12 protein-coding genes are annotated in these 14,090 nt (G+C 70.7%); 2 read left to right on the top strand and 10 right to left on the bottom strand.

Features of this window, described 5'->3' with window-relative positions; translation table 11 throughout:
• Positions 1–130: 130 nt before the first annotated feature.
• The 3 genes from AB0I77_RS37500 to AB0I77_RS37490 all read right to left on the bottom strand — a co-directional run bounded on the left by AB0I77_RS37500 (position 131) and on the right by AB0I77_RS37490 (position 2,721).
• Positions 131–370: a hypothetical protein gene (locus AB0I77_RS37500; protein ID WP_363287256.1), complete on the bottom strand. Its 240-nt coding sequence runs from the start codon at positions 368–370 to the stop codon at positions 131–133.
• Between the two features lie 158 nt (positions 371–528).
• Positions 529–1,878: an MFS transporter gene (locus tag AB0I77_RS37495; RefSeq protein ID WP_363287255.1), complete on the bottom strand. Its 1,350-nt coding sequence runs from the start codon at positions 1,876–1,878 to the stop codon at positions 529–531.
• Positions 1,879–2,055: 177 nt separating this feature from the next.
• A complete protein-coding gene (locus tag AB0I77_RS37490; RefSeq protein ID WP_363287254.1) occupies positions 2,056–2,721 on the bottom strand; it encodes a TetR/AcrR family transcriptional regulator in 666 nt (221 codons plus the stop codon).
• Between the two features lie 186 nt (positions 2,722–2,907).
• Between AB0I77_RS37490 and AB0I77_RS37485 the strand changes: the two genes are divergently transcribed.
• Together AB0I77_RS37485 and AB0I77_RS37480 are read left to right on the top strand one after the other, a co-directional pair.
• Positions 2,908–3,792 (top strand): shikimate dehydrogenase, encoded by an 885-nt coding sequence (locus AB0I77_RS37485; protein ID WP_363287265.1) that lies wholly within the window; start codon positions 2,908–2,910, stop codon positions 3,790–3,792.
• Between the two features lie 38 nt (positions 3,793–3,830).
• The gene (locus AB0I77_RS37480; protein ID WP_363287253.1) at positions 3,831–5,630 is read left to right on the top strand and encodes a TIM barrel protein; all 1,800 of its coding nucleotides are present in this window, start codon (positions 3,831–3,833) and stop codon (positions 5,628–5,630) included.
• Here AB0I77_RS37480 and AB0I77_RS37475 read toward each other — a convergent pair.
• The 7 genes from AB0I77_RS37475 to tal form a co-directional block, all read right to left on the bottom strand.
• Entirely contained in the window at positions 5,617–7,080 is a 1,464-nt protein-coding gene (locus AB0I77_RS37475; RefSeq protein ID WP_363287252.1) for a membrane-associated oxidoreductase, read from the bottom strand. The genes AB0I77_RS37480 and AB0I77_RS37475 overlap by 14 nt on opposite strands.
• Before the next feature lie 124 nt (positions 7,081–7,204).
• Positions 7,205–7,792: a histidine phosphatase family protein gene (locus tag AB0I77_RS37470; protein ID WP_363287251.1), complete on the bottom strand. Its 588-nt coding sequence runs from the start codon at positions 7,790–7,792 to the stop codon at positions 7,205–7,207.
• A gap of 6 nt (positions 7,793–7,798) precedes the next feature.
• Positions 7,799–8,680 (bottom strand): phosphogluconate dehydrogenase (NAD(+)-dependent, decarboxylating), encoded by an 882-nt coding sequence (gnd, locus tag AB0I77_RS37465; RefSeq protein WP_363287250.1) that lies wholly within the window; start codon positions 8,678–8,680, stop codon positions 7,799–7,801.
• A gap of 1 nt (position 8,681) precedes the next feature.
• A complete protein-coding gene (gene pgi / locus AB0I77_RS37460) occupies positions 8,682–10,364 on the bottom strand; it encodes a glucose-6-phosphate isomerase (RefSeq protein WP_363287249.1) in 1,683 nt (560 codons plus the stop codon).
• Positions 10,357–11,292, bottom strand: coding sequence for a glucose-6-phosphate dehydrogenase assembly protein OpcA (gene opcA, locus AB0I77_RS37455; protein WP_363287248.1), 936 nt, complete (start codon positions 11,290–11,292; stop codon positions 10,357–10,359). The genes pgi and opcA overlap by 8 nt, the downstream gene beginning before the upstream one ends.
• Positions 11,289–12,929 (bottom strand): glucose-6-phosphate dehydrogenase, encoded by a 1,641-nt coding sequence (gene zwf, locus AB0I77_RS37450; protein WP_363287247.1) that lies wholly within the window; start codon positions 12,927–12,929, stop codon positions 11,289–11,291. The genes opcA and zwf overlap by 4 nt, the downstream gene beginning before the upstream one ends.
• On the bottom strand, positions 12,926–14,071 hold the full coding sequence (tal, locus tag AB0I77_RS37445; protein ID WP_363287246.1) for a transaldolase: 1,146 nt from the start codon (positions 14,069–14,071) through the stop codon (positions 12,926–12,928). Before tal ends, zwf begins: the two co-directional genes overlap by 4 nt.
• Between the last annotated feature and the right edge of the window lie 19 nt (positions 14,072–14,090).

The raw sequence follows: 14,090 nt of genomic DNA, 5'->3' as shown, positions 1-14,090 counted from the left end.
GCCTCACAGGGCCCTGAGCCGTCCGGTCCCTACGGATCTCGAAGTCCATTGCATCCCCTGAACTGGGGTGTTGCAACGACCACTAGAACCCAAGGGAGGTGCCCAAGAGGGCCTCTTGAGCCCGAGGCGTTCACGAAGCGCTCCGCCGCACCGGAAACCCGTGCGCACGCGCGCCCGTCACGACGGCGAGCACCGGCAGCAGCAGGGCCGGCACGCTCCACGAGACGGGGTTCGCCGTCGCCAACACGGTCACGGCCGTCTCGGTGAGGCTCGTGACGAAGACGGCGGTGGTCAGGGCCGGCAGGGCGGACAGGGGCAGACGGCCGGTTCGGGCCGGCTCCGCGGAATGCAAGGAGGTGCCGGTGCTCATGCGGGCAGGGTCGGCCTTGACACCGGTGTCAGATTCAAGTGCGTCCCGACTGTTCAAGTGCGGCCGGCTCGTTCAAGGGCGGCCGGCCCGCCAGAACCCCGCGCGCCCCAGCAGCCGTGACGGCCTGCGGGGGCGCGCGCGACGCTACGGAATCAGGCTCAGGCCCTCACACTCTCCGGCTGCTCCGCCTCGCGGGCCGAGCGCTCCCCGAGGCGCTCGGTCGGGATCTTGTGGGTCTCGCGGGCCGTGAGGGCGGCGATCACCGGCGGAACGCACAGGGCCGCGGTGAACAGGGCCACCGCCGACCAGTCGTCGCCGTCCGGACCCGCGATCTCCGCGGCGAAGGTGACCGCGAAACCGGCCACGGCGAAGCCGATCTGGGTGCCGATCGCCATGCCCGACAGCCGCACCCGGGTGGTGAACATCTCGCCGTAGAAGGAAGGCCACACGCCGTTCGCGGCGCTGTAGACGACGCCGAAGGCGACGATGCCCAGGAGCAGGGTCAGCGGGTAGGAGCCGGTCGAGATCGCCCACAGGTAGAGGAACATCGTCACCGCGCTGCCGGCCGCGCCGATCAGGAACACCGGGCGGCGGCCGATGCGGTCCGACAGCGTGGCCCACAGGGGGATCGCGGCCAGCGCGACCAGGTTGGCGAGCGCACCCACCCACAGCATGGACGACCGGTCCATGCCGACCGAGTCGCTGGTGGCGTACGACAGTGCCCACACCGTGAAGATCGTGCTGACGGAGGCGATGAGGGCGCCCCCGATCACCCGCAGCACGTCCGCCCAGTGCTCGCGGAACAGCACCACCAGCGGCAGCTTCTCGACGCCCTCGGTGGCGGCCTGCTGGGCGAAGGCCGGGGTCTCCTCCAGCTTGCGGCGGATGACGTAGCCGACGACGGCGACCGCGACGCTCATCCAGAACGGGATCCGCCAGCCCCAGGACAGCAGCTGGTCCTCGGGCAGCGCGGCGACGGGGATGAAGACCAGCGTGGCGAGCAGCTGGCCGCCCTGGGTGCCGCTGAGGGTGAAGCTGGTGAAGAATCCGCGCCGGCCCGGCGGCGCGTGTTCCAGCGTCATCGAGTTGGCGCTGGCCTGCTCGCCGGCCGCCGAGATGCCCTGAAGGACGCGGCACAGGACGAGCAGGACCGGGGCGAGGGTGCCGACCTGTTCGCGGGTGGGCAGACAGCCGATGAGGAAGGTCGACAGGCCCATCAGGATCAGCGTGAACACCATGATCTTCTTGCGGCCGACCCGGTCGCCGAAGTGCCCCAGGAAGAGCGCGCCGACCGGACGGGCCGCGTACGCCACGCCGAACGTGGCCAGCGACAGCAGGGTCGCCGTGGCCGGGTCGGACTCGTCGAAAAAGACGTCCGGGAAGATCAGCGCGGCCGCGCTGCCGTAGATGAAGAAGTCGTAGTACTCCAGGGCGCTGCCGATCCAGGCGGCCGTGGCGGCTTTTTTCGGCTGGCCGGGCGGGGCGAGCGGGGTGGCGGGGACGGACACGGCGTGCTCCTTCGGGGGACTCCACCGTGGGCGGAGTGAGCGGAGGGGAGAGGTGCCGGATCTCGGCTTAATTAACCCACTGGGTAGTTAGGTGCGGTGGGTAGGGATGTTGCGCTCACGTTTCCCGGGTGTCAAGAGGTCATGCCGAAGGATCTTTCTCCGGGCCGGGTGCGGCTCTCAGCCCGCCGCGCGGTCCGCCGTCAGATAGGCGATCACCATGTCGCCGAGCATCGCGCGGTAGTGCTCGCGCCGCGCGGGATCGACCAGGTCACGGCCGAACAGGGCGCCGAAGGTGTGCCGGTTGGCGACCCGGAAGAAGCAGAACGAGCTGATCATCGCGTGCAGGTCCACGGCGTCGACGTCGGCCGTGAACAGGCCCGACTCCTGGCCCGAGGCCAGGATCCGGCGGATCACGTCGAGGGCGGGCGAGCCGATCTTGCCGAGCTTCTCGGAGGCCGCGATGTGCTCCGCCCCGTGGATGTTCTCGATGCTCACCAGACGGATGAAGTCGGGGTGTTGCTCGTGGTGGTCGAAGGTGACCTCCGCGAGGCGCCGGATGGCCGCGACCGGGTCCAGGTGTTCGACGTCGAGCTGCTGCTCGGCGTCGCGGATCACGGCGTAGGCCCGCTCCAGCACGGCCGTGAACAGCTGCTCCTTGCCGCCGAAGTAGTAGTAGATCATCCGCTTGGTGGTGCGGGTGCGGGCGGCGATCTCGTCGACCCGGGCCCCGTCGAAGCCGGCCCGGGCGAACTCCTGCGTCGCCACGTCGAGGATCTCGGCCTGGGTACGGACGGCGTCACGGATGCGCCCGTTCGGTCGTGCCGGTTCTTCGACGCTGGTCATCGGGTTCCTTCGGGCGAGGGGCGCGTTTCTCGGCTCGTGCGCCGAGATTCTCGTGTGCCGAGATTGTAGAAGCCCGCTCGCGGTACGGGATCCGCAGAGGGCTTCCCCCGGCTCCCGCTTTGCTGTATAGCTAACGTACCAGTTCGTACATTAGCTTCGCTGAGCCGCTCAGGAGGTCCCTCGGTGCTGTCCAAGGACTCGTATCTCGTCGGACTGATCGGCTCCGGCATCGGCCCGTCGCTCAGTCCGGCGCTGCACGAGCGGGAGGCCGACCGCCAGGGCCTGCGCTATCTGTACCGGCTCCTCGACATCGACCGTCTGGGCGTTGCGGCCGAGGCGGTGGGCGATCTGCTGCGGACCGCCCGCGACCTGGGCTTCGACGGGCTCAACATCACACATCCGTGCAAGCAGCACGTCATCGCGCACCTGGACGCGCTCGCCCCGCAGGCCGAGGCCCTTGGCGCGGTCAACACCGTCGTCTTCGAGGACGGCCGGGCCGTCGGCCACAACACCGACGTCACCGGCTTCGCCGCCTCCTTCGCACGCGGGCTGCCCGACGCACCGCTGGAGCGGGTCGTGCAGCTGGGGGCCGGCGGCGCGGGCGCGGCCGTCGCGCACGCCACGCTCACCCTCGGCGCCGAGCGGGTCACCGTCGTCGACGCGCTGCCGGAGCGGGCCGCCGCCCTCGCCGACTCCCTCAACCGCCACTTCGGTGACGGCCGGGCAACCGCCGCCACCCCCGACCGGCTGCCGCACCTGCTCGCGCGGGCCGACGGTCTCGGCGGCCTGGTCCACGCCACCCCCACCGGCATGGCCGCCCACCCCGGCCTGCCGCTCCCCGCCGAACTCCTCCACCCCGGGCTGTGGATCGCCGAGGTGGTCTACCGCCCGCTGGAGACCGAACTGCTGCGCACCGCCCGCGCGCTCGGCTGCGCCACGCTCGACGGCGGCGGCATGGCCGTCTTCCAGGCCGTGGACGCGTTCCGCCTGTTCACCGGCCGGGAACCCGACAGCGCGCGGATGCTCGCGGACTTCACCGAGCTGGCCGGGGCCGTGGCCGCCCCCCAATAGCGGCTGCTCCAGGGACTCTTCAGAAAAGAGGTACCGACGTGCGTACGTCCATCGCCACCGTCTCCCTCAGCGGATCCCTCACCGAGAAGCTGACGGCCGCGGCCCGGGCCGGCTTCGACGGCGTCGAGATCTTCGAGAACGACCTGCTCGCCAGCCCCCTCACCCCCGAGGAGATCCGCGCCCGCTGCGCCGACCTCGGCCTCACCATCGACCTGTACCAGCCGATGCGCGACATCGAGGCCGTGCCCGAGGACGAGTTCGCCCGCAACCTGCGGCGCGCCCGGCACAAGTTCGAGCTGATGCGCGGGCTCGGCGCCGACACCGTCCTGGTCTGCTCCAGCGTCTCCCCGCTCGCCGTCGACGACGACGCCCTCGCCGCCGAACAGCTGAGCCGACTGGCGGACCTGGCAGGGGAGTTCGGCATCCGCGTCGCCTACGAGGCACTCGCCTGGGGCCGGCACGTCAGCACCTACGACCATGCCTGGCGCCTCGTCGAGACGGCCGGCCACCCCGCGCTCGGCACCTGCCTGGACAGCTTCCACATCCTGTCGCGAGGCTCCGACCCGAAGGGCATCGAGGACATCCCCGGCGAGAAGATCTTCTTCCTCCAGCTCGCCGACGCCCCGCTGCTCGCGATGGACGTCCTGCAATGGAGCCGCCACTACCGCTGCTTCCCGGGGCAGGGAGGCTTCGACATACCGGATCTCGTACGCCGTGTACTGCATACGGGCTACGACGGCCCGCTCTCCCTGGAGATCTTCAACGACGTCTTCCGCCAGGCCGAGGCCGGTCCGACGGCCGTGGACGCCCGGCGCTCCCTGCTGGTCCTCCAGGAGACGGTGGGTGTCGCCGCGCCGCCCGCGTCGGTCGCCCCCACGGGAGTCGCCTTCGCCGAACTGGTCACGGCCGACGCCGAGCCCGTCTCGGCGGTGCTCGCCGCCCTGGGCTTCGCCCGTACGGCCCGCCACCGCAGCAAACCAGTCGACCTGTGGCAGCAGGGCGAGGCCCGCGTCCTCGTCAACACCGGGACCGCCGTACGGCGTGACGGCACCGGGCTCGCCGCGATCGGACTGGAGTCACCGGACCCGGCGGCCGCCGCCCGCCGTGCGGAAGCCCTGCTCGCCCCCGTGCTGCCCCGCCGCCGCGCCCCCGAGGACGCCCCGCTCGACGCCGTGGCCGCTCCCGACGGCACGGAACTCTTCTTCTGCGCGACCGGCCGCCCCGAACTTCCCGACTGGCGCGCGGACTTCGAGGACGTCGCCCACGGGCCGACGTCCGCCGCGGCCACGGCCCGCATCGACCATCTCGCGCTCACCCAGCCCTGGCACCACTTCGACGAGGCGGCCCTCTTCCACCGCAGCGTGCTCGGCCTGCACGCGCAGGAAAGCGTGGACGTCGCCGACCCCTACGGCCTGCTGCGCAGCCGCGCCGTCACCAACGCCGAGGGCAGTGTGCGCATCGCCCTCTCCGTCGGCGCGGCGCCCACCGACGACACGGTCCACGCCCAGCACATCGCGCTGGCCACCGACGACGTGGTCGCCGCGGCCCGCCGCTTCACCGAGGCCGGCGGCCGGCTCCTGCCGATCCCCGCCAACTACTACGACGACCTGGCCGCCCGCTACGAGTTCGCCGACGGCGAGCTGGAGACGTACCGCGAGCTCGGCATCCTCTACGACCGTGACGCGCACGGCACCTTCCGCCACTGCTACACCCGCACCCTGGGCCACGTCTTCTTCGAACTGGTCCAGCGCGACGGCGACTACCGGGGCTACGGCGCCCAGAACGCCCCGGTGCGGCTGGCCGCCCAGCACCTCGTGAAGGGACTCACTGGCGGCTGACGGTCCGCGTCACACCGGCGAAGACCGTCGTGGCCAGGATCCAGCCGGCGATGACGAGGGCGTACGACAGCGTCTGGTACCAGCCCTCCGGCGCGAACGCCCCCTCCTGGCCGAAGGAGATCACCGGCAGCAGCAGGTCGAGCGTGTAGAACACCGGGTCGAAGTCCGGGGCCTCGGACGGCTTCAGCGGGCGGGGGTGGTGCAGGGCGTACGCGAGTGAGCCGACGGCGAGGAGCGAGAGCAGCCACCCGCAGGCGCGCAGCGGGCGGAAGCCGTAGCCGACGGTGGCGTCCTGGACCAGGCCCCACAGGCGGCCGTACCAGCGGAGCGTGGAGCGACGGCGGCGCTGCTTGGCGAGCTGGACGAGACGGGCGGCGTCGTCGTCGCCCATGCGGCGGTAGGCGCCGGTCAACTGCTCGTAGACGTGCGGCACATAGCCGTCGCCGTCCCGCTCCAGCATGGGCAGACGGCGTTCGGCGGGTTCGTGCGGGGTGAGGGAGGTGTAGACGAGGCTGTTGAGCAGCAGCCGGTCGGGCAGCATCTCCGGTTCCAGGAACAGGACGTCGATCTGGGCGCGGCGCAGATTGAGGAAGCCGTCCGGAGGAGGTCCCTTCCGCAGCCAGAGTTCCCCGATGGTGCAACTGGTGGCCCGCAGCGTGGCGTTCCCGGGGTTCGACAGGGATGCGTACGACAGGTCGAGGCGGCCGGTGATGCGGGCGCCGCGCAGGCCGATCCAGCCGCGTACGTCGGTGTTCCGCAGCAGGACGTCGCCCTCCACGGTGAGTGTCTGGGCGTCGAAGGCGACCCGGCCGGGGTTGCTGAGGCGGGCGCCGTTGAGCTGGACCGATCCGTTGACCGTGGCGCCGTTGAGCCGTACCTCGCCATGCGCGCGCAGCTCCGGGGCCCGCAAGTCCTCCTGGATCACTGCCTGGTTGAGCTTGAGCACCGGCTCCGAGGTGTCCCGCGTGGTGAGTTCGGCGCGGTCCAGGATCAGGGCGCCGGATATCTGTGCTCCGGTCAGCTGCACCCGCCCGCCCACCCGGCAGTCCGCCAGCTGCACCACGCCGTCGATCCGCGCGCTGCCGAGGTCCAGGGCGGGGAGCACGGAGCCGCGCAGGCTGAGCCTGCGCAGCTGGATGCCGTACAGGTCGGGCGGGTCGGTGAAGTGACACTGGCCGAGGCGGACGGGGTGGTCCACGACGGCGTGCGTGAGGTCGAGTGCGCCGGTGATCCGGGCGCCCGTGACCCTCAGGGCGGCGATCTCGCCATCCTCCTGGGGCGCGCTGACGAGCAGCGCCCTGAGCATCGAGGCGCGCAGGGTCCGTTCCGGTCCCCAGTCGGCCCCCGCTGCCGCGTCCTCGTCCTCCGCCGCACGGAAGTCCACGAACTCGCCCCGGGAAAACGCGCGCCACACCCGCAGTTCGGCCGGCGTCAAGTTGTCGATCTCCATCAGCCCGGACTCTGACGTGCCCCGCCGCGCCTGTCAACCGGCACACAGAAGGGGCGCACAGAAGGGCCCACCCCTCAACTCGCTCAGCCTTTCGGCGGAGTTGGGCGGTGGGCCCCGTGCTGTCCTACGGCCTGGTGTTCCACTCCGCGATCACCGGTCGGTCGTGTTCTGTGGACAGTCGACTCACCGTTCCGGTCGCCAGCTGGAACAGCCGTCCGTCCGCCGGCGCCAGCCCCAGCCGGCGCGCCGTCACCACGCGCAGGAAGTGGCCGTGGGCCACGAGGATCACGTCGCCGTCCGGCAGCGCCGCGTCCACCCGGGACAGCACCCGGTCGGCCCGCAGGCCGGCCTCGGCGGGCGACTCGCCCGGATGCGCGTCCGGGCCGGGCGGCACGCCGTCCGTCCACAGGTACCAGTCGGGGCGGGTGCGGTGGATGTCGACGGTGGTGACGCCCTCGTAGGCGCCGTAGTCCCACTCGTGCAGGTCGGGGTCCGTCACGACCCCGGTCAGGCCCGCCAGTTCGGCGGTGCGTATCGCGCGGTCCAGCGGGCTGGCCAGCGCGAGGGCGAAGGTCCGCGAGGAGAGGAGCGGGACGAGGGACTTGGCCTGTTCCTCGCCGTGCTGGGTGAGGGGCAGGTCGGTCCAGCTGGTGTGCTGGCCCGACCTGCTCCACTCCGTCTCACCGTGGCGGACCAGATAGAGGTCCCCCACGGTCCGCTACTCCTTCGCCGACTCGACGGCGTGGCCGCCGAACTGGTTGCGCAGGGCCGCGATCATCTTGATCTGCGGGGAGTCGTCCTGGCGGGACGCGAACCGCGCGAAGAGCGACGCGGTGATCGCCGGGAGCGGCACCGCGTTGTCGACGGCCGCCTCCACGGTCCACCGGCCCTCGCCGGAGTCCTCCGCGTACCCGCGCAGCTTCTGCAGGTGCTCGTCCTCGTCCAGGGCGTTGACGGCCAGGTCGAGCAGCCAGGAGCGGATGACCGTGCCCTCCTGCCAGGAGCGGAAGACCTCGCGCACGTCGGTGACGGAGTCCACCTTCTCCAGGAGCTCCCAGCCCTCGGCGTAGGCCTGCATCATGGCGTACTCGATGCCGTTGTGGACCATCTTGGAGAAGTGCCCGGCGCCGACCTTGCCCGCGTGGACATAGCCGTACGGGCCCTCCGGCTTGAGCGCCTCGAAGATCGGCTGGAGCCGGTCGACGTGCTCCTTGTCGCCGCCGACCATCAGGGCGTAGCCGTTGTTCAGGCCCCAGACGCCGCCCGAGACGCCCGCGTCGACGAAGCCGATGCCCTTGGTGCCCAGCTCCTCGGCGTGCTTCTCGTCGTCGGTCCAGCGGGAGTTGCCGCCGTCGACCACGGTGTCGCCGGCCGAGAGCAGGCCGCCGAGTTCGTCGACGACGGACTGGGTGGCGGCGCCGGCCGGAACCATCACCCAGACCGTGCGCGGGGCTTCGAGCTTGTCGACCAGTTCGGCGAGGTTCGCCACGTCGGACAGTTCGGGGTTGCGGTCGTAGCCGATGACGGTGTGGCCGGCGCGGCGGATCCGCTCGCGCATGTTGCCGCCCATCTTGCCGAGACCGATGAGTCCCAACTGCATGTCAGTTCACTTCCTTCAGGTCGCGGTAGGCGGCCACGAGTGCGGCGGTGGAGGTGTCGAGACCGGGGACGTCGGCGCCCTCGGTGAGAGCGGGTTCGACGCGCTTGGCGAGGACCTTGCCGAGTTCGACGCCCCACTGGTCGAAGGAGTCGATGTTCCAGATCGCGCCCTGGACGAACACCTTGTGCTCGTAGAGGGCGATCAGCTGGCCCAGGACCGACGGCGTGAGTTCCTTCGCCAGGATCGTCGTCGTGGGGTGGTTGCCCTTGAAGGTGCGGTGCGGCACCTGCTCCTCGGCCACGCCCTCCGCGCGCACCTCCTCCGCGGTCTTGCCGAAGGCGAGCGCCTGCCCCTGCGCGAACAGGTTGGCCATCAACAGGTCGTGCTGCGCCTTGAGTTCGTCACCGAGCTCGTCGACGGGCCGGGCGAAGCCGATCAGGTCGGCCGGGATGAGCTTGGTGCCCTGGTGGATCAACTGGTAGTAGGCGTGCTGCCCGTTGGTGCCGGGCGTGCCCCACACCACAGGGCCGGTCTGCCACTCCACCGGGTGGCCGGCGCGGTCGACCGACTTGCCGTTGGACTCCATGTCCAGCTGCTGCAAGTACGCCGTGAACTTCGACAGGTAGTGGCTGTACGGCAGCACCGCGTGCGACTGGGCGTCGAAGAAGTTGCCGTACCAGACGCCCAACAGGCCGAGCAGCAGCGGGGCGTTGTCCTCGGCGGGCGCGTTGCGGAAGTGCTCGTCGACGATGCGGAAGCCGTCGAGCATCTCCACGAAGCGGTCCGGGCCGATGGCGATCATCAGGGAGAGGCCGATCGCCGAGTCGAAGGAGTAGCGACCGCCGACCCAGTCCCAGAACTGGAACATGTTGTCCGGGTCGATGCCGAACTCGGTGACCTTCTCCGCGTTCGTCGACAGGGCCACGAAGTGACTCGCGACGGCCTTGTCCTCGCCGAGGCCGCCGGGGCCGTGCAGCAGCCAGGAGCGGGCCGAGGTGGCGTTGGTGATCGTCTCGATGGTGGTGAAGGTCTTGGACGCGACGATGAACAAGGTCTCCGCCGGGTCCAGGTCGCGGACGGCCTCGTGCAGGTCGGCGCCGTCGACGTTCGACACGAAACGGAACGTCAACTCCCGTGCGGAGTAGGCCCGCAGCGCCTCGTACGCCATCGCCGGACCGAGGTCGGAGCCGCCGATGCCGATGTTGACGACGTTGCGGATCCGCTTGCCGGTGTGGCCGGTCCACTCGCCGGAGCGGACCCGGTTCGCGAAGCCGCCCATCTGGTCGAGGACCGCGTGGACCTCGGGCACGACGTTCTCGCCGTCGACCTCGATCTCGGCGTCCGCGGGGGCGCGCAGCGCGGAGTGCAGCACCGCGCGGTTCTCGGTGACGTTGATCTTCTCGCCGCGGAACATGGCGTCCCGCAGCCCGAACACGTCGGTGGCGGTGGCGAGTTCCTGGAGCAGGGCGAGCGTCTCGTCGGTGACCAGGTTCTTGGAGTAGTCGATGCGCAGGTCGCCCACGCGCACCACGTACCGCTCCGCGCGCCCGGGGTCCGTGGCGAACAGCTCACGCAGGCTGGGGCGCAGGAGCGCGTCCGCGCGGTGGTCCTCCAGGGCGGCCCACTCCGGTCGGCGGGTGAGCTTGGGGGAGCCGGAAACGGAGCCAGAAACGGAGTCAGACATGAGAGGGGATCTCCTTGGTGCCCTCGCCGCGCAGGGCGACGGCGTACATCTCGTCCGCGTCGAGGCGCCGCAGCTCCTCGGCGATGAGTTCGGAGGTGGTGCGGACCTTCAGCGCGAGCGTGCGCGAGGGCTGGCCCGGCAGGTGCAGCGTGGCCAGCGGGCCCTCGGGACGGTCGATGACGATCTCGCCGTTCTCGGTGCCCAGGCGCACGGCGGTCACCACCGGCCCGGCGGTGACGACCCGGTCGACCGTGACGCCGAGGCGCGCCTCCAGCCAGCGGGCCAGCAGTTCGGCGGCCGGGTTCTCCACCTCGGCCTCGACCGCCGCGGAGGTCACCTTCACCCGGGCCTGGTCCAGGGCCGCGGCCAGCATCGAGCGCCACGGGGTCAGCCGGGTCCAGGCGAGGTCGGTGTCGCCGGGCGCGTAGGAGCGGATCCGGGTCTCCAGCATCGCGAGGGGGTCCGGCACGGCGTACAGGTCGGTGATCCGGCGTTGGGCGAGCGCGCCCAGCGGGTCCTTCGCCGGGTTGTCCGGCGCGTCCACCGGCCACCACACGACGACCGGGGCGTCCGGCAGCAGCAGCGGCAGGACGACGGAGTCGGCGTGGTCGGACACCTCGCCGTACGTCCTGAGGATGACCGTCTCGCCGGTGCCCGCGTCGGCGCCCACCCGCACCTCGGCGTCGAGGTGGGAGTTGGTGCGGTCGCGCGGGGTGCGGGCGTGCCGCTTGATGACGACCAGGGTGCGCGAGGGGTGCTCGTGCGAGGCCTCCTCGGCCGCCTTGATCGCGTCGTACGCGTTCTCCTCGTCCGTGACGATGACCATCGTCAGGACCATGCCCACGGCGGGGGTGCCGATCGCGCGGCGACCCTGCACCAGCGCCTTGTTGATCTTGCTTGCCGTGGTGTCGGTCAGGTCGATCTTCATGGCCTGCGCCAGCTCCGTCCGTCTCGTGCGAGCATCTCGTCGGCTTCCTCGGGTCCCCAGCTGCCCGACGCGTACTGCGCCGGCCGGCCGTGCGTCGCCCAGTACTCCTCGATCGGGTCGAGGATCTTCCAGGACTCTTCCACTTCCTGGTGGCGCGGGAACAGGTTGGCGTCCCCGAGCAGGACGTCCAGGATGAGGCGCTCGTACGCCTCCGGGCTGGACTCGGTGAACGACTCGCCGTAGGCGAAGTCCATCGACACGTCCCGGATCTCCATCGAGGTGCCCGGCACCTTGGATCCGAAGCGCACCGTCATGCCCTCGTCGGGCTGGACCCGGATGACGATCGCGTTCTGGCCGAGCTCCTCGGTGGCGGTGGAGTCGAAGGGGGAGTGCGGCGCCCGCTTGAAGACGACCGCGATCTCGGTGACCCGGCGGCCCAGCCGCTTGCCGGTGCGCAGGTAGAAGGGGATGCCCGCCCAGCGGCGGTTGTCCACCTCCAGCTTGATGGCCGCGTACGTGTCGGTCTTCGACTGGGGGTCGATGCCCTCCTCCTGGAGGTACCCGGCCACCTTCTCGCCGCCCTGCCAGCCTTCCGCGTACTGCGCGAGCACGGTGTGCTCGCCCAGCTGCTCCGGCAGCCGCACCGACTTGAGCACCTTGAGCTTCTCGGTGAGCAGCGACTCGGCGTCGAAGGCGATGGGCTCCTCCATGGCGGTCAGGGCCATGAGCTGGAGCAGGTGGTTCTGGATGACGTCACGGGCGGCGCCGATGCCGTCGTAGTAGCCGGCCCGGCCGCCGATGCCGATGTCCTCGGCCATGGTGATCTGTACGTGGTCGACGTACGACCGGTTCCAGATCGGCTCGTACATCTGGTTGGCGAAGCGGAGCGCCAGGATGTTCTGGACGGTCTCCTTGCCGAGGTAGTGGTCGATGCGGAAGACCTGGTCCGGATCGAACACGTCGTGCACGATCGCGTTCAGCTCGCGGGCGCTCGCCAGGTCGCGCCCGAACGGCTTCTCGATGACCGCGCGGCGCCAGGAGCCCTCGGGGGCGTCGGCCAGCCCGTGCTTCTTGAGCTGCTGGGTGACCTTCGGGAAGAACTTCGGCGGTACGGAGAGGTAGAAGGCGTAGTTGCCGCTGGTGCCCCGGGAGGCGTCCAACTCGTCGATGGCTGCGCGCAGTTGCTTGAAGGCCTGGTCGTCGTCGAAGGCGCCGGGGATGAACCGCATGCCCTCGGCGAGCTGCTGCCAGACCTCCTCACGGAACTCGGTGCGCGCGTGCTCGCGGACCGCGTCGTGCACGACCTGTGCGAAGTCCTGGTGCTCCCAGTCCCGGCGGGCGAAGCCGAGGAGGGAGAAGCCCGGCGGCAGCAGGCCGCGGTTGGCCAGGTCGTAGATGGCCGGCATCAGCTTCTTGCGGGACAGGTCACCGGTGACGCCGAAGATGACGAGACCGGAAGGGCCCGCGACATGGGGCAGACGGCGGTCCTGGGGGTGGCGCAGCGGGTTGGACCAGTCGGCCGCCGGGAGCACCGGGACCGTCGCCTCCGGCTGGGCCGCCGACGTCTTGGCCTCCTCCGGGTTGGCCCCCTCCGCCTGGGCCCGCGCAGCCGTCGTTTCGGGAAGCTTCTTGCTCATTCCCCGTCAACCCCCTTGCTGGTCAAGGACTTCGTCACGGCGTTCAGCAGGTCGTCCCAGGCCACCGCGAACTTGGCGACACCCTCGTCCTCCAGCTGCTGCACGACCTCGTCGTAGGAGATGCCGAGCCGCTCGACGGCGGCCAGGTCGGCGCGGGCCTGCGCGTAACCGCCGGTGACGGTGTCGCCGGTGATCACGCCGTGGTCGGCGGTGGCGTCGAGGGTGGCCTCCGGCATCGTGTTGACCGTGCCGGGCGCGACCAGCTCGTCGACGTACAGCGTGTCCTTGTACGCGGGATCCTTCACACCGGTCGACGCCCACAGCGGACGCTGCTTGTTGGCCCTGGCCCCGGAGAGGGCGGTCCAGCGCTCACCGGCGAAGACATCCTCGTACGCCTCGTAGGCGAGCCGTGCGTTGGCGAGGGCGGCGCGGCCCTTGAGGGAGAGTGCCTCGTCCGTGCCGAGGACCGTCAGCCGCTTGTCGATCTCGGAGTCGACGCGGGAGACGAAGAAGGAGGCCACGGAGTGGATCCCGGACAGGTCCAGGCCCTCGGCGTTCGCCTTCTCCAGGCCGGCGAGGTAGGCGTCCATGACCTCGCGGTAGCGCTCCAGGGAGAAGATCAGCGTGACGTTGACGCTGATGCCGGCGCCGATGACCTCGGTGATGGCCGGCAGTCCCTCCTTCGTCGCCGGGATCTTGATCAGGACGTTGGGACGGTCGACCAGCCAGGCGAGCTGCCTGGCCTCGGCGATCGTGGCCGCCGTGTCGTGGGCGAGGCGCGGGTCGACCTCGATGGAGACCCGGCCGTCACGGCCGCCGGTCGCCTCGTATACGGGATGCAGGATATCGGCTGCGGCACGCACATCGGCGGTCGTCATCATGCGGACGGCCTCGTCGACGGTGACGCCCCGCACGGCGAGGTCGGTGAGCTGCTCCTCGTATCCCGCCCCGGAGCCGATGGCGGCCTGGAAGATGGACGGGTTGGTGGTGACGCCCACCACGTGCTTCGTCTCGACGAGTTCGGCGAGGTTGCCGGACTCGATCCGCCCGCGTGACAGGTCGTCGAGCCAGATGGAGACGCCCTCGTCGGACAGGCGCTTGAGTGCTTCCGCTGTCGCGGTCACTTCGGTCACTGTGATCATCTTCTTTCTGGCGATCGGA

Origin of the sequence: Streptomyces sp. NPDC050619, assembly GCF_040654815.1 — a bacterium.
Classification (GTDB): Bacteria; Actinomycetota; Actinomycetes; order Streptomycetales; family Streptomycetaceae; genus Streptomyces.
Note: the sequence above shows the minus strand (reverse complement) of the source record. Positions and strands in the feature narration are given on the sequence as shown.

What these genes read in the sequence shown, in the direction of transcription:
- AB0I77_RS37500 (WP_363287256.1), bottom strand. Translation starts at nt 370, where the DNA reads ATGAGCACCGGCACCTCCTTGCATTCCGCGGAGCCGGCCCGAACCGGC.
- AB0I77_RS37490 (WP_363287254.1), bottom strand. Translation starts at nt 2,721, where the DNA reads ATGACCAGCGTCGAAGAACCGGCACGACCGAACGGGCGCATCCGTGAC.
- AB0I77_RS37475 (WP_363287252.1), bottom strand. Translation starts at nt 7,080, where the DNA reads ATGGAGATCGACAACTTGACGCCGGCCGAACTGCGGGTGTGGCGCGCG.
- gnd (WP_363287250.1), bottom strand. Translation starts at nt 8,680, where the DNA reads ATGCAGTTGGGACTCATCGGTCTCGGCAAGATGGGCGGCAACATGCGC.
- pgi (WP_363287249.1), bottom strand. Translation starts at nt 10,364, where the DNA reads ATGTCTGACTCCGTTTCTGGCTCCGTTTCCGGCTCCCCCAAGCTCACC.
- opcA (WP_363287248.1), bottom strand. Translation starts at nt 11,292, where the DNA reads ATGAAGATCGACCTGACCGACACCACGGCAAGCAAGATCAACAAGGCG.
- zwf (WP_363287247.1), bottom strand. Translation starts at nt 12,929, where the DNA reads ATGAGCAAGAAGCTTCCCGAAACGACGGCTGCGCGGGCCCAGGCGGAG.
- tal (WP_363287246.1), bottom strand. Translation starts at nt 14,071, where the DNA reads ATGATCACAGTGACCGAAGTGACCGCGACAGCGGAAGCACTCAAGCGC.